Origin of the sequence: Stenotrophomonas maltophilia R551-3, assembly GCF_000020665.1 — a bacterium.
GTDB classification, from domain to species: Bacteria; Pseudomonadota; Gammaproteobacteria; order Xanthomonadales; family Xanthomonadaceae; genus Stenotrophomonas; species Stenotrophomonas maltophilia_L.
Map to the genome: position 1 here is coordinate 3,160,139 of NC_011071.1, position 18,258 is coordinate 3,178,396.

An 18,258-nucleotide genomic window follows, 5' to 3' on the forward strand; every position below is an offset into this window, starting at 1 on the left:
TCAGGCACATCCTTCAATCAGTTCAATCGCATCGCTGGTCCCCCAGTACATCTGGATGACCCTCCCTTCAAACAGTTCCACGCGGATGCCAAGGGCCGAGCCCGGGTCCTGCCAGGTCAGGTATTCGCCCTGCTCGCCATCGTAGGCATGCGGGCTGGACACAGGCGGCTTCGGAAACCGGGCAACCGCCTGGGCACGGGTCATGCCGACACGCAGGCCGAACGGGCCCGGCTGCTGGGTCGGCGCCCCGCTCTCCGGATCCAGGCCGAGGTCGAAGCGGACCACACGATCTTCGTCGGTCATCATCGACACGCCGGGCGGCAGCCCCTTGCCGTCGTAGTACTCGCAGCTTCCGCCAATGGCCTCGACCGCCCCTTGTGCCGTCCACGGCCCGAATGCCTTCAGATCGGTCATGTGCTGTCCGATCAGCACCTCGCCGGCATGGTCCAGCGCCACCGAGACCACCGCCGGCGCGTCATCGCTGTTGGTCTCTTCCGTGGAGGGCGGGTCGTCGATCGGCGTGCGCGCCATCGGGTCGAGGTCATCATTGGCCGCCGGTTGCTGCACCGGTTGCGTGGTGGCCTTGGCCGCCGGTGCCAGCACCGGCGGTTCCGGCGGCTGGCATGCCGCCAGGCCCAAGGCCAGCAGAAGCACACCGCTGCTTCGCAGCCGCGCGCTCACAGCACCAGGCCTTCGCGCGCGGCGATGGTATGCACGTCCTTGTCGCCACGGCCGGACAGATTGCACAGCACGATCTGGTCACGCGGTCGCTCACGCGCCAGCTTCATCGCCTGCGCCAGCGCGTGGCTGGATTCCAGCGCCGGCAGGATGCCCTCGGTGTGCGCCAGCAGATGGAAGGCCTGCAGGGCCTCCTCATCGGTGATGCCGAGGTAACGCGCGCGGCCGCTGTCGGCCAGGAACGCGTGCTCCGGGCCGACGCCCGGGTAGTCCAGGCCGGCCGACACCGAATGAGTCTCGATGATCTGGCCATCGTCATCGCACAGCACGTAGGTGCGGTTGCCATGCAGTACGCCCGGGCGACCGGCAGCAATCGAGGCCGCATGGCGGCCGGTATGGATGCCATCACCGGCGGCTTCGGCACCGACGATCTCGACCTGACGATCGTTGAGGAAGGCATGGAACAGGCCGATCGCATTGCTGCCGCCGCCAACGCAGGCGGTGATCGCATCGGGCAGGCGACCGTATTCGGCCAGCATCTGCTCACGCGCTTCGCGGCCGACGATGGCGTTGAAGTCACGCACCATGCGCGGGTACGGATCCGGGCCGGCCACCGTACCGATGATGTAGAAGGTGTCCTGCACGTTGGTCACCCAGTCGCGCATCGCTTCGTTGAGCGCGTCCTTCAGGGTGGCCGAGCCGGAGGTGACCGGCACCACCGTCGCGCCCAGCAGCTTCATGCGGTAGACGTTGATCTTCTGCCGCTCGATGTCGGTGGCGCCCATGTACACCACGCATTCCAGGCCCAGGCGTGCGGCGACGGTGGCACTGGCCACGCCATGCTGGCCGGCGCCTGTCTCGGCGATGATGCGCTTCTTGCCCATCCGCGCGGCCAGCAGGGCCTGGCCGATGGTGTTGTTGATCTTGTGCGCGCCGGTGTGGTTCAGGTCCTCGCGCTTGAGCAGGATCTGCGCACCGCCGACATGATCGCTCAGGCGCTGGGCGTGATAGATCGGGCTCGGCCGGCCCACGTAATGGGCCAGGTCGCGGTCGTAGGCGGCCTGGAATGCCGGGTCCTGGCGGGCCTGGTCATAGGCCTGGGCCAGTTCCTGCAGCGGGCCGACCAGGGTTTCGGCAACGAAGCTGCCGCCGTAGCGGCCGAAGTGGCCCTGGGCATCCGGGAAGGCGTGGTAGTCGGCAATGGGGGAGGCAGACATGGAAGCGACCGCTGGTTCGAGACAGGTGGATACTCTAGCGCACGGGTCGTGACCGGAAAATGGATATTATCTGGCGCATATCGTCAGGAAATCTCACATGAGCCGTTCCCTGCTGCCGCCCCTCAATGCGCTGCGTGCGTTCGAAGCCACTGCCCGGCTTGGCGGCGTTGGGCGCGCCGCACAGGACCTGCATGTCACCCACGGCGCGGTCAGCCGGCAGCTGAAGCTGCTGGAAGACCATCTCGGCCTGGCGCTGTTCCAGCGTGCCGGCCGCGGGCTGCGCCTGACCCCTGCGGGCACTCGCCTGCAGGCTGCGTGCAGTGACGCCTTCACTGGCATCGAGGATTGCGTGCGCGAGCTGCGACGGCCGGCAGCTTCTCCGGCGCTGGTGCTGGGTTGCAGTGGCAGCGTGCTCGCGCGCTGGATGATCCCGCGCCTGCCCACGCTGCAGGCCGCCCTGCCCGGCGTGCGCCTGCAATGGTCGGCGCTGGACGGCAGCTTCACCGATGCGCAGGCGGCACTGGATGCGGTGCTGCTGCTTGCGCAGGGACCGTGGCCACGCGGTTGGCAGGTGCGCGAACTGGCACCGGAACGGGTCGGCGTGGTGGTGGCCCCCTCGCATCCTGCGGCACTGCGCCTGCGCCACGTGCCGCCGTCTGCACTACTGCAGGAGACACTGCTGCACACCAGCTCACGGCCACAAGCGTGGCCAGCCTGGGCGCAGGCGCATGGTCTGGAGACGTCCAGACTGCAGCTGGGCACCGCCTTCGAGCACCTGTACTACCTGCTTGAGGCGGCCGTAGCCGGGCTGGGCCCTGCGATCGCGCCCGAGCCGTTGGTCGCGGAGGATCTGGCGGCGGGCCGGCTGGTCGCGCCGTGGGGGTTTGCCGCCACCGGTGGCTTCTGGGTGCTGGCGCGGCCGGATGGCCCGGCCGATGCGCGCGTGGATGCGCTGGCCGACTGGCTGGGTCAGCAACTCCGTTGACAACGAGAAAGGGGACGGAGGAAATCAAGTCGTATGTGGCGTATACGACTTAATCCCCTCCGTCCCCTTTTTCCACTTCAGGGTGCGGTGGGAGCGGCCAGCCGCTGCTGCAGGTCCTCGCGCAGGCGCGACAGCTCCACTTCCGCCTGCTGCCGCTGCTGCATCCCCTCACGATGGATGCTGCGTACTTCTTCCACTGTCGCGATCAGCTGATCATGCACATGGCGCAGCGTGGCCACGTCGATCACCCCACGCTGGTTGCTGCGTGCGGTATCCACCGAGGCCTGGCGCAACAGGTCGGCATTGCGGCGCATCAGTTCGTTGGTCGCATCGTCGATGGCGTTGGCCAGCTCGGCGGCATTCTTCTGCTCGCCCAGCGACAACTGGATCGCGAACTGGCGCTTCCACGAGGGGATGGTGATGTCGCGGACGGTGTTGAATTTCTCGATCAGCTGCAGTGCGTTGGCCTGGATCAGGCGGATCATCGGCAACGATTGGTCGGCCGCGTGCTGCATCAGCTGCAGGTCGGACACGCGCTTCTCGATCAGGCGGATCGCATTATCGATCTCACTCTGGCGAATACGTTGCTGCGGATCTTCGCTGCCCTGCCCCAGCAACTGCTCGGACTGCAGCTGGGCCAGGCGCTGCTTGCCGGCGGCGGCATACAGTCCCAGCGCATGACGTTCTTCGCGGACGATGTCGTGCATGCGGTCGAAATCAGTGACCCGCTTGCCCATCAGCGCCTGCTGCGCGCCGACGTCGCCGAGCAGCTGCTCGATCTGCGCATTGGTATCGCTGAACTTCTGCACCAGCTCGCCCTTGGACGAACGCAGGCGATCGATCAGGCCACCGATCAGCGGCACTTTCGAGCGCTGGGAGAAGCCATCAAGTTTCAGTTCACGGGCGATGCGCACTACTTCACCCAGCTTTTCGCCGTTGGCATCCAGGTCACGATTGCGCACCTGATCCAGCAGCTGACTGGAGAACGCCGTGGTCCGGGCAGCCGCCTCGCGCCCGAACACCTGCAGGTTGCCTGGGCGCAGGTCCTCCAGTTCGCGGCCGATCTCGGCGATGCGCGGCAGGTCGTCGCGCACCAGGCCCAGGGCCTTCAGGGTGCTGTCGTCAATCTCGGCGGCGGTCGTCGTGGCAGGCACGAGGGTTCCGGGGGTCTGGCTGTCCTGGGTCATCGGGCGGTGTCCTTGCAGTGGAAAAGCGGCAGCGGCGGCCGGCTCAGCGCAGTCTAGCCTGAGCGGCAGCCACTTCGTCATGGATCTGTACCTGCAGCGCAGCCGCCGTCGCCACCTGTGCCGACTGCGCCTGGAGCTGTCGGTTCAACGTGGCCTGTCGCCACGCCGGCAGCAGCACATCGTGGATGCGTGCGAACCGTTCCAGCAACGCCTCGTCCTGGGCCTGCAGCAACCGCCACTGCCCGGCGTCGATACGGTGCAGCGCGGCCAACCGCTGCAGGTGGTCGATGCGCGAGGCCAATGCCGCCTGTGCACCGACAGGCAGCTGTGGCAGCAGCGCGCCTGCATGTTCGCCCCAGGCCTGCAGGGCCAGCGCCGCAGCATCCGCGTCGATGATCGCTTCACGCCGCTGCTCGCCCTGCACGCGCACTGCCTGCGCCTGTTCCCGGGCCTGCAGCGCCAACACGCCCAGCTGCGCCTGCAACGCCTGCGCTTCGGCCTGGCGGACAACGTCGCGGCCCAGCAGGCGCCCCCACCAGCCTTCACGTCGGCGCAGGGCGCGCGGGTCGGTTGCCTGCAACGCCAATGCGATACGCGCCAGCGCATCGACCAGGCCCTGCCCTGCCGTCTGTGCCTCGGCGGCGTGATGCACGCCGATCGCCTGCAGCAATGGTGCACCGTAGCTCGACAGCGTTGCGATGTCCGCCGATGGCGGCAGCACGGGCGCAGGCAGGGGGCGTGACGCGGTCATGGCAGCGGAGGCGGCCGCGGCATATCGCCGTCGGTGGTTTCCGGTGGCAATGACTCACCATAGAAGTGGCGCATCAAGGCTTCATCGAGCGCACGCTCTTCCGGTGTGGCAGCACGCCGCACGCGCGGACGCGGGCGCACGTCGGCCGTGGCCACGCCGGATGCCAGCTGCTGCCGCGCCCAGCCGGCAAACGCCGCCAATGTCTGCGAAACCTGCGCCTGCTGTTCCTGCGAGGCAACCAGCAACTGCAGCAGCGGGGCCAGCCCGGCCTGCAGGTCCTCGGCCAACGGCGTTGCAACAGGCACTGTCGTTGCCAACACCGGCTGGCGGGCCTGCTGCGCCTGCGCCAACTGCTGCAGCGCCGCCAGCAATGCCGGCCAAGGCGCCGGCTCTGGCGCTGCGACAACCTCGGGCACCGGCGGCGGCAGCTGCAGGGCACTGGCAATGTCGGCAAGCTGGGCCACGACACGGCCGCCAACATCACCGTCGCCCGCGCCCATCGCCTTGTTGCGCAGGAAATCGCGCTTGATCTGCGCCCAGCGCTGGGCCTGTTCCGCGCTCAGTACATCACGCAGTTCCGCCAGCTTGAGCAGGTTCTCTTCGGCACCGGTGGTCAGCAGCTGCGCTTCGCCCAGGTAGTGGTCGGAAATCAGCTGCTGCAGCTCGTCCTCGTTCATCACCGGCGAGATCTTCTCGGCCAGCTTGTTCATGTTGCGGTAGCTGCCCTGCAGGCGGAACGGTGGTTCGGTGCGGTAGCGGTCGTCCTGCGCGGCACTCACGATGTATTGCTGGTTGACCCGGTACACCACGTCGCGCACGCGCAGCATGCGCTGCAGGGTGGCGGTGATCTCGTTGATCTCGGCACTGCTGTAGGCGTGACTGAGGCCATTGGTGGAGACGTCCTTGCCCATCGCCCGGTCGACCAGCAGGTACAGATCGGACATCTCCCGCGTGGCCAGTGGTGCCAGCACCGGGTTGGAGGTCAGGCTGTTCTCGATGTAGCTGAGGGTAAATGCCGCTTCCATGCCGCCGAGCACATCGCCAAGGTTGTAGATGTCGGCGCGGTTGGCCAGCATGTCCGGAATCTTGAACACTTCACCGGACTCGGTGTACGGATTGCCGGCCATCACCACGCAGAATTTCTTGCCGCGCATGTCGTAGGTACGTGTCTTCCCGCGCCACACGCCTTCGATGCGACGGGTGCCATCGCACAGCGAAATGAATTTCTGCAGGAACTCTGGATGGGTATGCTGGATGTCGTCGACATACAGCATGGTGTTGTTGCCCATCTCCAGCGCCAGGTTGAGCTTCTGCAGCTCCTGCCGCGAGGTGGCATCAGGGGCCTGTTCCGGATCCAGCGAACGCACCTCATGGCCTAGCGCCGGGCCATTGATCTTCATGAAAACCAGGCCGAGGCGATGCGCGACGTACTCCATCAGCGTGGTTTTGCCGTAGCCCGGCGGCGAGATCATCATCAGCAGGCCCATCAGGTCACTGCGCTTGTTCTCGCCGACCGTGCCCATCTGCTTGGCCAGGTTGTCGCCGATCACGCCAAGATAGACATCGTTGATCAGCTTGTTGCGCACGAACGAGGACAACGGCCGTGCCTTGAACTCGGACAGGCGCAGGGTCTCACGCTCGCGGCCGATGATGCCCTGGCGCACGGCCTGGTAGGCATGGAAGGCGGGCACGAACTTGCGCAGATGCTGCTGCAGGCGTGCCAGGAAATCATCCAGCGACAACGCAAGCGTGCCATTGCCGATGCGCGCGTGCTCGCCGAGAAGTCCGTTGACCTCCACCCGCAACGCGGCATCGCTGGCGCGGGTGCGCAGCTGTCGCTGCACCAGCAGCAGTGCCGCCGCCTCATCGACATAGCCGGCGTGCATGGCGTACGCCGGAGTACCCGCCAGTGCACGCAGCCACTGCCCGGCCAACGCCCAGCGCGTAGCCAATGGATCCTGGCTGCGTTGCAGCGCGCGCTCGACCACCTCGCGTTGCCCGGCCTGCTCCAGCTGCTGTGCAAGCCCCTCCAGCAAAGCCAACGCGTGGCGGCTGCTGTTGAACACCGGATCGCCGCCAGCCAGCTCCTCGCCGAGGTAGGCCGCTGACGCATCGGCAGCAGCGGCATCGAACGGCAACGCGTGGGAGTGCGCGTAGGCCACAATCGCCTCGGCCATCTCTGCCCGCAATGCCTGCCGCCCTTCATCGGAACCAAACAGGCGTGCCAGCGCTTCGGCACCGGCCTGGCGCGCCGGCCACTGCGCCACGCCCTCACTGCGTTGCTCGGCCGCCCAGAACAGCAGCGCCAGCGCGCGCACCTGCGGCGGGTGTCTCAGGCTGCCCGCGGCCTGCTGCAATGGCAGCAGCGCGCGCAGGATCAGCGCGGCATCGTGATCATGGATGCCACGCTCGTAGCCTTCGCGGTAGCGCGGCGCGGCAAATCCACGCACACGCTGGTCCAGCAGTTCGGGGTTGGCAACCTCGTGCTGCAGCGTGGCCAGATCGAGGCCGTCGCAACCTTCCTGCGCGGCCAGCAACAGGCACCCGGCCAGATACTCGCCGCGATACAACGTGGTCGATTCAGAATCCAGGGTCACCGGCCAGAACGGCTTCAGTGCATCAAGCTCCGGATCGTGCAGGGTCTCCAGGAAGTCGGTACCGGTCAGGTGAATGGCCAGAGTGTCACCGCGCGGCAACAGGGTCAGATCCAGTGCCTGGGTGTTGACACTGAATCGATGCCGTGGCCCCAGCCGCACCACATTGCCACCGGCTTCGTACAGATCACTGCGATCACGCAGCTGGCGCACGGCCTGGTCGCGTACGCCCTTCAGGCGCGCCTCGATATCGTCAGCCTTGACGTTATCGTGCAGGGCACGCAGGCGCTCGGCCAGTTCACGCAGTTTGAGGATCAACGGATCGCCGGCAAAGAAGGCATTGAGCTCATCGGCGGTGGCGAAGCGCTCCGTTCGCTTGGCCAGGCCGTCAAGGATGCGGTTGGCCGCATCCAGAACCGAGCGCGCCTTGCGCTGGCGGTCATCAAGCAGCGCCTGCTTGTGCGTATCGAAGGCCTCGACCAGCTCCTCGCGCTTGCTGAGAATGTCGCCGAGGAACTGTTCGTGCTCACCGAACTGGCTTTCCAGCTCCTCCAGCTGTACCAGCAGGCGCGACAGCTGTTCGTCGGCACGCTCCGGGTCCGTGGCCAGGGCCAGCGCACTGGTGATCGACTGCGAGAACAGCGCGAACTGCGCGGCGAACTGTGCCACGGCCTCGGCTGAACCGAGCGACCTGCGGCGTTGATCAGCACGCGCGCGGGCCTGGTTGAGGCGGCCATACAGCACGGAGATCGACTCGACCACGCGGGTACGGGCGGTAGCGTCGTCCACCTTCAAGCCGGCCATCAGCTCGGACAGCATGTCCAGGTCGGTGGCCATGCCGCGCAGTCCATCCAGCTGCTCATCCAGCTGGCGCGCACTCTGTGCCTGCTGCGCCGCTTCATCCAGGACCTGCAGGCGCTCGACCAGCGGTGCCAGTGCAGCTTCGCCGGCGAGGAAGCCACCGGTGGCGGCACCCACATGGTCCTGCGCATCCACCAGCTCGGCCGTCATTGCGTCGATGCGAACGGTGTCGATGTAACGCAGCTCGCGGATGGTCAGCAACCGTCCGCGCAGTGCGGTGACCGCATTGAGCGCCTCGACGAACGCCTGCACCTCGTTCCAGTTCTGCGGCTGCAAACGGCCCAGCAGGGCCTTGTGCGCAGCCTCCGCCTCGACCATCGCCTGCGACGACTGCTGGCGGATCGACTGCACTTTCTCGTATTCGTCCAGAACCGATTCGCCGGTGGCGCTGATCTGTCGCAGCAGCGTCTCGGCACCATCGCAGGCCTGGTCACCCAGCCAGTGGTGGGCATCGAACAGGCGCCGGGTATCGGCCACCAGGCGCTGGTAGCGCTGTACCGACACATCCTGGCCATCAATCTCGCGCGCGAGGTTGAACAGGTTGGAGATGCCGCGCACCAGTTCGGCGTTGCCGATGCGGCCCATGAAGGTATTGCCGGATGGGCGGCTGGCAGCGAACTCGTCGCTGCTGAACGGGGTTTGCCAGACCTGCATCGGATGGATGCGGGTCGGTTCGTTGCCTTCTGCATGGAACAGCACCATGCGCCCGTCCTGCAGGAAGGCGTAGCCATGGCCGAACACCGGATTCTGCAGCACGCGCTGGATGGTGTTGTAGACAAACAGTGCGGAGCGACCGCCTTCACGCTCGTAGAAGATGTAGAGCACATCTTCGCCATTGGGGGAGCGGATGCTGCGCTTGAACTGCATGCCGGCCATCGAGGCGTCGAACGCCTTGTGCTCGCCGCCCTGCAGGTAATACCCACCCGGGAAGATCACGCCATGGTCTTCAGGCAGCTGCACGCAGGCCTGCACGATTGCATCGTTGCGCACGATGTCGCCGGTCAGCGTGTTGTAGATCAGGCCGCGCCACTCCGTCTCGCGGTACGGCAGCACCTTCAACAGCACCAGCGAGCCGACCCGGGCGAACTCGAACTGGGCGTCATCCAGCGACTGCGTGCTGTCTTCCACCGGTTCGCTGTAGATGCCCTGCCCGGTCTCGGTGTTGTTCTCGACCTTGATCGTAAGGTCACCACCGGTGGTCTCGACGAACAGGGTGTCGAGGATGTTCAGGTGCGAATGGCGGCCACTGACCGCAAGATCGCGGGTGGCCTTGGTCCATTCGAAATCAAATGGTGGCGGTAGCGCGATGTCACGCTCACCGCGTGCGTCCAGATAGGTCAGTTCTCCATCGCGCGACAGCGCCCAGCGGAACACGCGCACATCGCTGCTGCGCTCGCCGATCTGGAACGAAGCCAGCAGCTTGTCACCGACCACGATCAGCTGCAGCAGGCGTGCATGTTTGTAGTAGGCGTAAAGCTCGTTGAAGTCGTGCACGAAACCCGGCTGATCGAGGAAGCTGCCCTTCAGCTCCAGCGCGGCGACGTCGTAGCCATCACTGCCCTGCACCAGGCGGTACAGGCCGAACACATCCTCGATGCGGGTCTGGGTCTTCAGCCCGATGAACACGTTGTAGCCGAACAGCAGGCGGTCCGGTCCAACCTGGACGATGTCGCGGCCGACACAGTTGTTCTCGCTGCGGATGCGGAAGCGCCCGGCCACTTCCAGGCGGCTGTCGCCGAACTCGGCCAGGCGCTGGCGGTTCAGTGTTTCAGCCAGGGTCTGCAGGCGCTGGCCCTGTTCGGCCAGGCGGCGGCGCAGGACTTCATAGGCACCGCCCTGGGCGACGGCCTGGTCGACGGTGCTGCCGCCGGCCTCCGGCGCGGTGGTTTCGGCGGACGGGTGGGTTTCAGACATCAGCAGGCTTCCAGCTCACGGGCGAATGGCCGCATGTGCGGCCGGCACGGGCGGGCGATGGCCAGACCGGCCATCGCTCGGTGCATCAACGGGCGCTGTCGAGCACGGTGGCCGACACGGTCGGCACCGCTTCGGCGTCCTCGGCGATCTGCCGCGGTGCCGGTTCGGCCACGGACACGCCCAGGTAGCGCTGCATCAGTTCCTGCACGATCGGGCTCTTGCCAGCGAAGCCTTCGATCGACTTGCCCAGCGAGACGGCCTTGACCAGGTTCTCGAACATGCCGCCATCGCCACCCACCAGATCGATGTCGGCGTTGCGCAGCGCACTGGCGATGACGTTGGCATTCTCGCGCGACACTTCCTTGCCTGCTTCGATCGAGGCCAGCGCCTGCTTCAGGCTGTTGTCCAGCATCATGCGGAACTCTTCGTGGCCGCGCGCCTGGTCGCTCAGCGAGGCGATGGCCTCGAACTTGCGCACCAGGCCTTCGGCCTCGGCCAGCAGCTTCTTCTGCACCACGCCCGCTTCGGCGTTGCCCAGCGATTCGGTGGCGGTGGCACGGGCCAGGCCCATCTTCTCTTCACCCTGGGCCTGCGCCTGCAGGGTCTCGGCCAGCACGCGGGCTTCATTGCTGCCCTGCTTCAGGCTGGCTTCGGCCTTGGCTTCGATCACGCGGGCCTCGGCAATGCCGACCTTCTCGATGGCCAGCGCCGATGCTTCACGCACCTGCGCTTCGGCCAGGCCCGGTGCGGCCTGTTCGGCACGATAGGCGTCGGCCAGCAGGCGCTTGGCTTCGGCCTGCTTGCCGGCGGCCTCGTGCTCGGCCTGGGCCAGCGTGGTGAGTTCCACCGCGCGGTGCTTGGAGGCGGTTTCACGCGCCTGCGCTTCTTTCACTTCGCGCACCAGTGATTCCTGCGCCTTGGCTTCGGCTTCGAGGATCAGCACCTGCTTCTGGCGGTCGGCCTCGGAGACCTCGCGCACTTCCTTGATGCGCTCTTCTTCCTGCGCCACGGTCTTGTCGATGGAGATGCGTTCGCGGGTGATGTTGGCCACATCCATCTTGCCCTGCTCGACCACCTTGTCGCGCTCCACGCCCTGCAGCTGCACTTCGCGGTCGGTGGTGACCTGCTCCAGCTGGCGCGCACGCTCCACACGCTCGGCCTCGATGGCCACCGCGCGCTGGCGGTTCTGCTCGGCCACTTCCACTTCGCGCAGACGGTTCTGGTCGCGGATGTCGATCAGCTGCTGGGCTTCGATGCGTGCATTCTCCGACAGCTGGCGCTGTTCTTCCTGGACCTTGGCGGTCTCGGCCTCCTCGCGCGCGCGGATCGTCTCGATCTCGCGCTTCTGGCGCGCCTCGGCTTCGGCCTGCTGGCGTTCCAGCGCCAGCAGCGCTTCGCGGGCTTCCACGTTCTTCTTGGTGATGGCGAGCTTCTCGTTCTGCTCCAGCTCGTTGGTCACCACGTTCTGTGCGGCGGTCAGCTCGGTGATCTTGCGGATGCCCTGCGCGTCGAGGATGTTGAACTGGTCCAGCAACGACTTCGGGGTCTGCTCCAGGTAATCGATCGCCACGTCTTCCAGCACGTAGCCGTTCAGATCGTTGCCGATCACCGCGATGATCTCGTCGCGGAACTCCTGGCGTTTCTCGAACAGCTCGGTGAAGTCGAACTTCTTGCCAACCGTCTTCAGCGCTTCGGAGAACTTGGCGTTGAACAGCTCATCGACGGCATGCTTGTCCGACGCACGGTCGGCACCGATGGCCTTGGCCACGCGCAGCACGTCGGCCTGGGTCTCGTTGACCCGCAGGTAGAAAGCCACGGCGATATCGGCGCGCATGTTGTCGCGGCAGATCAGGCCTTCCTTGCCACGACGGTCGATCTGCAGGGTGATCAGGCTGATCCGCATCAGCTCGGCGCGGTACAGCACCGGGATGATCAGCGCACCGGTGAAGTGCACCTTCGGCGTGGAGCTCATGTCGTTGACGATCAGGGCCACGCCCTGGTCGACCTTGCGGTAGAAGGCCTTGAACAGGCCGGCCACGCCCAGCAGCAGGACGAGCAGGCCGCCGGCGACGGCCAGGATCGGTAAGAGGGACGCCAACGTCATTGATGATTCTCCTTGTTGCCCGGAAGCAGGTTGTCCTGGAAATCGAGGGCGATCGCATCAGCGCGGACCACCCGGTAATAGTGTTGTTCGGCCATGTGCTCGACCAGCACGATGCGCTCGCCACGCTGCAGTTCGATGTCGCTGCGGATCTGCAGCACCAGCCCGGCGCCGCCATCATCGACATTGGCATGACCGCTGCGTGCGTCCGCCTTCGGCGATGCGACCACGCCGATCCGACCCAGCAGCGATGCCTGCGGCACCGGCCGCAGGCGCAGCAGGAAGCGACGGACCGGGCGCAGGATCAGCGCGGTGAGCGGTACCGCAGGCAGCGGTGCCAGCATCGCCACGAGCGTACCCAGGCCCCAGCGCAGCAGGTCCGGCAGCGGCAGCAGTACGAACAGATGGATGAAATAGGTGATGAGCCAGCCGAACAGGCCCAGCAGGGTGACCACCACCATGATCGGGACACCGCCCAGCCCCCAACGCGCCAGCACGGCCGACAGGCCACTGAGGTCGGTCCCGGCCTCGAGTGCGCCATCGGCGCCGAGATCGCCGAAACCGTCATCGACCAGGCCGAACGCCGCAACCGCCCAATACATCACCGACACCATCAGCAGAATGCTGTACGGCAGAGTCGGGTAACCGAGCACGACGGTGAGAAACTCCTGCATCGCTTGCCTTCCTGGGCTGTGGGCGGCGGCCGCCCGTTCGGGGCGCACAGTACACGCCCCGTCGATCCCGCGCCGGCCTTCATGGCTGGCGCGCCTGGGTCCATCCTATGTGAAGAATGCGTGCAGGCTCAAATCTGCGTGCAGATCGCCGTGAATGGTGACGCCATTCACTCGAGAACCGTGCAATCCGCGCGGCGCACTTCCTCGACGAAGGTGCGCATCCTGTAACCGTCCTTGATGCCCGGTTCCAGCTCGATGCCGCTGGAGACGTCCACACCCCATGGCAAGGTAGCCAGCACGGCGTCGTAGACGTTTTCCGGGTTCAGGCCGCCGGCGAGCAGGAACGGACGGTGCAGTCCGGTCGGGACGCGGCTCCAGTCGAAGGCCACGCCGGTACCGCCACCGCCGCCCGGCGCATGGCTGTCGAACAGGAAGCCAGCCGCACTGGGGTAGCGCAGCTGCAGGGTACGGGCGTTGACCTCTTCCCGCCCCCCCATCGCGATCGCCTTCAGGTACGGCATGTTGAAACTGCGGCAGAAGCTCTCGTCTTCCTCGCCATGGAACTGCAGCAGGGTCGGCCGCACCGTGCGCAGCACCTCACGCACCTCTTCCTTGCTGTTGTTGCGGAACAGCGCCACCACGTCGACCATCGGCGCGATCGCCTGGCGCATCGCGCGCGCTTCGGCCGGAGCGACCCGGCGACTGCTTTCACGGGCAAAGATGAAACCCACTGCGTCCACGCCCAGCTCACCGGCCAGGCGGACGTCGCCAGCCCGGGTCATGCCACAGAACTTGATGCGCGTGCGGTAGTAGGAGCGGCTCATAGCGTGACCTCGGCGGGCAGATGCCAGTTGTCGGGGTACAGGGGCCCAAGGAACACCAGGCCCTGCGGCGGTGCGGTGGGACCGGCTACGGTGCGGTCGCGCCCGGCCAGCAGTTCAGCGATCCATTCCACCGGTTTCTCGCCGCTGCCCACCAGGATCAACGAACCGACAATATTGCGGACCATGTGATGAAGGAATGCATTGCCCTGTACTGAGACCTCGATCACCTCGCCGTGGCGGCTGACCTGCAGCGACTGCAGTTCACGCCGTGCATGCAGCGCCTGGCACTGCACGGAGCGGAATGCATTGAAGTCGTTCTCGCCGAGCAGGGCCTGCCCGGCGATGTGCATGCGTGTTTCGTCCAGCGCACGCCGCTCCCAGCTCAGGGTCTGCCGCTCCAGCGCCGGCCGCACCTCGCGGTTGAGCAGTCGGTAGCGGTAGCGGCGCGCGCGCGCCGAGAAGCGGGCATGGAAATCGTCAGCGACCGGAACGCACCAGCGCACCGCGATCGAACGCGGCAGACGGGTGGTGGTGCCCAGCATCCAGGCGCGCGGATCGCGCACCACGTCGGTATCGAAATGCACGACCTGGCATTGGCCGTGCACACCGGCATCGGTACGACCGGCACAGACCACCTGCAGCGGCGTGTCCGCCACCGACGACAGGGCCTGTTCAAGACTGGCCTGCACGCTGGGACCACCCTCGCCCAGGTTCTGCCAGCCCCTGAAATCGCTGCCGTCGTACTCGACGCCAAGCGCGTAACGCATGTGCTACCTCGAAGTTGCGGAGGGGGTGACGCTCAGGCCGGGTCGCGCTCGGACCAGACCGCCAGTTCGTTGCCACCGGGCTCGACGAACTGGAAGCGGCTACCGCCGGGAAAAGAGAACACCGGGCGCACGATCGCGCCGCCGGCATCACGCACGGCCGCTTCGACCGGCGCCAGCTGATCGGCATACAGCACCAGCAGCGGTGCGCCACCGTCCGTGGCCCGCTGTGGCTGGCCGCGGAAGAAACCGCCCTGCAGGCGGCCGTCGTCGAAGGCGGTGTAATCGCTGCCGTAGTCGACGAATGACCAGCCAAACACTTTCTCGAAGAATGCACGGCTGGCCGCCGGATCGCTGGAAGCGAATTCAACGTAATCGATGCGGCGCTCGCGGCTCATGGCACAGTCCTTGTCGGCAGGTTCGGTCACGGCAGGCGGGCCAGCAGTTCCCGGGCCTGTGCCTGGCTGTGCAGGTCGCCGCCTTCGGCGACTTCCAGCAGCAGGGTACGCGCAGTCTGTGCGTCACCCAGGTCAAGATAGGCGATGGCCAGCTCCAGGCGCTCCTGGCCGGCACGCGGCGACCAGCCAGCATCGCCGACGGACGCAGCCTCCGTCGGCCCGACATCATCAGGGTGCGCGTTGTCGATGCGGTCATGGTGGACGGGGTCGACCACGGCCTCGACCTCATGCGACTCCGCCGGCAGGTCAAATACGCCACGGAACTGCGGCTGTTGTTCGGCGTGCAGCGCATAGTCCGGCACACCGACGTCGGCAGCGGCGTCCTGTACCACCGGTTCGTCAGGGTGCTGTTCGACGACAAGCCCATCGTCACGTCCGGACATCGGCTCGTCCCAGCGCGGCTGCTCGGTCACTGCCGCAGGCAGCTCCACCACATCCTCGGCGCGCAGCGTCCCGGCCTGCCAATCGGCCTGCACTGCGTGATCGGCCGTCGGCTCGGCATGCGCCGGGTCCTGCGTTTCGGTTTCGGTGGCCCAGGCTGGCATCGCCGGCTCCTGGCGGCCGCCTTCGGCAACCACCGACGACCATGAAGACTGCTCGGCCAGGGCATCCAGCGCGGCTCCGGCCGGGACTGCCGCGGCAAGCCCGGCGGCATCGTCTTCTTCACGCAATGGAGGCAACGGCGACGGCTTGCGACGGCGCAGCAGCCAGGTCGCAGCGGCGGCCAGCAGCAACACCGGCAGCCCCAGCCAGTACCACGGTGTTGCCGCGTCGCGGGCGCCCGGGGCCTGCGCGAGGCGTTGCTGCGCGGCGGCCAGATCGTTGTCCTTCATGGCGATCAGCGACTGCTGCTGTTGCTTCAGCGCTTCCAGGTCGGCCACGCGCTGCTTCAGCTCGCCGATCTCGGCATCGCGGGTGGCGATGTCCTCACGCGCCTGGCGCAGTTGTTCGTTGCCCAGCATGTCACCCTCACTGCCGGCAGCGGTGCCGGTGGTTGTGCCCGCATGCGCGGCGTCGGACGCCAGCGCCGGAGCGATCTCAAGTCGTGCCCCGTTGGCCGCAGCCGGGGAGGAATCGGTGGCCGCGTCCACCTTGGCGACCGGGGCGACCGTGCCCGCCGGTTGCGGCACGGTACGCGCCTGCCGCCATTGCGCCGCGTGCTCGCGCACCAGCGCAGCGGCCTCGGCGGCATCGACGGCTGCCAGCGCATCACTACCCGGCATGCGCAGCACCGCGCCCTGCTTGAGCAGGTTCACGTTGCCCCGGATGAAGGCTTCGGGATTGGCGCGCAGCAGGGCGATCATCGCGCGGTCGCGGCTGATCTGGTTGCCACGGGCAACCGCACCGGCGATCTGCGACAGGGTCTGTCCACGCTGCACGGTGACGCTGCCATCGGCTGACGGCACGGAAACCGGCGTGGCCGCTGTACGTGGGCGCGCCGGCACCGGCGCAGCGGTGGATGCATGCACGGGCGCTGGCACGCTTGCCGTTTCGGCTGCCGCAGGCTCAGGCGCCACGTCACGCGTGATGGTGTTGGACAGGGTGCCTGCAGGAGCAACGATCTCCGGTTCGGCCACGGCCAGCGCACTGGGGGGTGCATCGACCAGCGCCGAGTACTCGCGCACCAGCCGGCCCTGGCCCCAGTCGGCCTCGATCAGGAAGCTCAGCGACGGGGTCTCGACCGGTGCCTGCGAGGTCACCCGCACCACCGCTCTGCCCTGTGCATTGCGGGTCAGTTCGAACTGCAGCTCGCTGACCAGCCCGGTCGGCCGTTGCAGGCCTACGCGTTCGAAGGTGACCGGTGAGGCCAGCGCCACGCGCAGGTTTTCCAGCTCGGACGGGTCGGCCGAGACCACCGGAATTTCTGCCAGCAGTGGCTGGCCCGGCTTGGACAGGACACGGATGTCACCCAAGCCCAGGGCAAGCGCCGAACTGCTGGCCAGGGCCAGCAGCGCGGCGGAAAGATAGCTGAGCGGGCGCTTTGCGCCCTTGGCCCGTTTATTCATGGGCGACACTATAAAGCGTGCGGACCGGGGTCCGCACCCACCGGAAAGACCCTTGAGGTAGTGCCGGCCGCTGGCCGGCAATCCCTTCAGCCGGTGGATCAGGGCAATGCCGGCCAGCGGCCGGCACTACCGACAAGCAGTCGAGCATGGCTCGACTCTACATAACCGGAGATCAGCGCTGCTCGGCGGCGACCAGCTCGGCCAGCTGCACGGCGTTCAGTGCCGCGCCCTTGCGCACGTTGTCCGACACGATCCACAGGTTCAGGCCGCGCGGGTGCGACAGGTCCTCGCGGATGCGGCCGACGTACACCGCGTCGGTGCCCGACGCATGCGTGACCGGGGTCGGGTAGCCGCCAGCCTCATGGCGATCCACCACTTCGATGCCCGGCGACTGCTCCAGCAGCGCGCGCGCTTCGGCGACGGTCACCTTGTCGCGGGTCTCGATCGCCACCGACTCGGAGTGGCCGTAGAACACTGGCACACGCACTGCAGTCGGATTCACCAGGATGCTGTCGTCACCGAGGATCTTGCGGGTCTCCCAGATCAGCTTCATCTCTTCCTTGGTGAAGCCGTTGTCCTGGAAGTCGTCGATGTGCGGGATCAGGTTGAAGGCGATCTGCACCGGGAAGCGCTGCGGATCGATTTCCTGGAAGCTCAGCAGCTGGCCGGTCTGCTTGCCCAGTTCCTCGGTGGCCGAACGGCCACCGCCGGACACCGACTGGTAGGTGGAGACGTTGATGCGCTCGATGCCGTACTTGCGGTGCAGCGGTGCCAACGCCACCAGCATCTGCATGGTCGAGCAGTTCGGGTTGGCGATGATGCCGCGCGGACGGTTGGCGACCTGCTCCGGGTTGACCTCGGACACCACCAGCGGCACGTCATCGTCGTAGCGGAAGGCCGAGGAGTTGTCGATCACCACCGCACCGGCGGCGGCGAACTTCGGAGCGTATTCCTTGGACACGCTGCCGCCGGCCGAGAACAGCGCGATCTCGACGCCGCTCGGATCGAAGGTGGCCAGGTCCTGGACCTTGACCTTCTGGCCATTGAACTCGATCTCGCCGCCGGCCGAACGCTCGGAGGCCAGGACGCTCAGGGTGCCGACCGGGAAATCACGCTCGGCCAGGATCGACAACATGGTCTCGCCGACGGCACCGGTGGCACCGACGACGGCGACGTGAAAACTGCGCTGTGCATTGCTCATGGGGGAAACTCTCACGAAAACAGGGATGGGGGAAAATCACGCA

13 protein-coding genes are annotated in these 18,258 nt (G+C 66.7%); 1 reads left to right on the forward strand and 12 read right to left on the reverse strand.

Annotated elements, in window-relative coordinates; translation table 11 throughout:
- The gene (locus tag SMAL_RS14470) at nucleotides 1-681 is read right to left on the reverse strand and encodes a hypothetical protein (protein ID WP_012511718.1); all 681 of its coding nucleotides are present in this window, start codon (nucleotides 679-681) and stop codon (nucleotides 1-3) included.
- Nucleotides 678-1,895 carry a tryptophan synthase subunit beta gene (trpB, locus tag SMAL_RS14475; RefSeq protein ID WP_012511719.1) on the reverse strand — a complete coding sequence of 406 codons (1,218 nt, stop codon included), beginning with the start codon at nucleotides 1,893-1,895 and terminating at the stop codon, nucleotides 678-680. Before trpB ends, SMAL_RS14470 begins: the two co-directional genes overlap by 4 nt.
- 97 nt (nucleotides 1,896-1,992) lie before the next feature.
- Here trpB and SMAL_RS14480 point away from each other — a divergent pair, with 97 nt between their 5' ends.
- The gene (locus SMAL_RS14480; RefSeq protein WP_012511720.1) at nucleotides 1,993-2,880 is read left to right on the forward strand and encodes a LysR family transcriptional regulator; all 888 of its coding nucleotides are present in this window, start codon (nucleotides 1,993-1,995) and stop codon (nucleotides 2,878-2,880) included.
- Between the two features lie 77 nt (nucleotides 2,881-2,957).
- Here SMAL_RS14480 and SMAL_RS14485 read toward each other — a convergent pair whose 3' ends face one another.
- The 10 genes from SMAL_RS14485 to SMAL_RS14530 all read right to left on the reverse strand — a co-directional run bounded on the left by SMAL_RS14485 (nucleotide 2,958) and on the right by SMAL_RS14530 (nucleotide 18,215).
- Nucleotides 2,958-4,067: a toxic anion resistance protein gene (locus tag SMAL_RS14485; RefSeq protein ID WP_012511721.1), complete on the reverse strand. Its 1,110-nt coding sequence runs from the start codon at nucleotides 4,065-4,067 to the stop codon at nucleotides 2,958-2,960.
- 43 nt (nucleotides 4,068-4,110) lie between these two features.
- The gene (locus SMAL_RS14490) at nucleotides 4,111-4,818 is read right to left on the reverse strand and encodes a hypothetical protein (RefSeq protein ID WP_006381261.1); all 708 of its coding nucleotides are present in this window, start codon (nucleotides 4,816-4,818) and stop codon (nucleotides 4,111-4,113) included.
- Nucleotides 4,815-10,187 (reverse strand): DNA repair ATPase, encoded by a 5,373-nt coding sequence (locus SMAL_RS14495; protein ID WP_012511722.1) that lies wholly within the window; start codon nucleotides 10,185-10,187, stop codon nucleotides 4,815-4,817. Before SMAL_RS14495 ends, SMAL_RS14490 begins: the two co-directional genes overlap by 4 nt.
- Before the next feature lie 85 nt (nucleotides 10,188-10,272).
- Nucleotides 10,273-12,291, reverse strand: a complete 2,019-nt coding sequence (locus tag SMAL_RS14500) for a flotillin family protein (protein WP_012511723.1) — start codon at nucleotides 12,289-12,291, stop codon at nucleotides 10,273-10,275.
- On the reverse strand, nucleotides 12,288-12,962 hold the full coding sequence (locus SMAL_RS14505) for an OB-fold-containig protein (protein WP_006381308.1): 675 nt from the start codon (nucleotides 12,960-12,962) through the stop codon (nucleotides 12,288-12,290). The genes SMAL_RS14500 and SMAL_RS14505 overlap by 4 nt, the downstream gene beginning before the upstream one ends.
- A gap of 167 nt (nucleotides 12,963-13,129) precedes the next feature.
- On the reverse strand, nucleotides 13,130-13,786 hold the full coding sequence (locus tag SMAL_RS14510) for a phosphoribosylanthranilate isomerase (protein WP_006381350.1): 657 nt from the start codon (nucleotides 13,784-13,786) through the stop codon (nucleotides 13,130-13,132).
- Nucleotides 13,783-14,553, reverse strand: coding sequence for a tRNA pseudouridine(38-40) synthase TruA (truA, locus tag SMAL_RS14515; protein WP_006381351.1), 771 nt, complete (start codon nucleotides 14,551-14,553; stop codon nucleotides 13,783-13,785). Before truA ends, SMAL_RS14510 begins: the two co-directional genes overlap by 4 nt.
- 32 nt (nucleotides 14,554-14,585) lie before the next feature.
- Nucleotides 14,586-14,948, reverse strand: a complete 363-nt coding sequence (locus SMAL_RS14520; RefSeq protein ID WP_006381353.1) for a VOC family protein — start codon at nucleotides 14,946-14,948, stop codon at nucleotides 14,586-14,588.
- A gap of 26 nt (nucleotides 14,949-14,974) precedes the next feature.
- Nucleotides 14,975-17,014 (reverse strand): FimV/HubP family polar landmark protein, encoded by a 2,040-nt coding sequence (locus SMAL_RS14525; RefSeq protein WP_012511724.1) that lies wholly within the window; start codon nucleotides 17,012-17,014, stop codon nucleotides 14,975-14,977.
- Nucleotides 17,015-17,186: 172 nt separating this feature from the next.
- Nucleotides 17,187-18,215, reverse strand: coding sequence for an aspartate-semialdehyde dehydrogenase (locus SMAL_RS14530; protein ID WP_012511725.1), 1,029 nt, complete (start codon nucleotides 18,213-18,215; stop codon nucleotides 17,187-17,189).
- Nucleotides 18,216-18,258 lie beyond the last annotated feature (43 nt).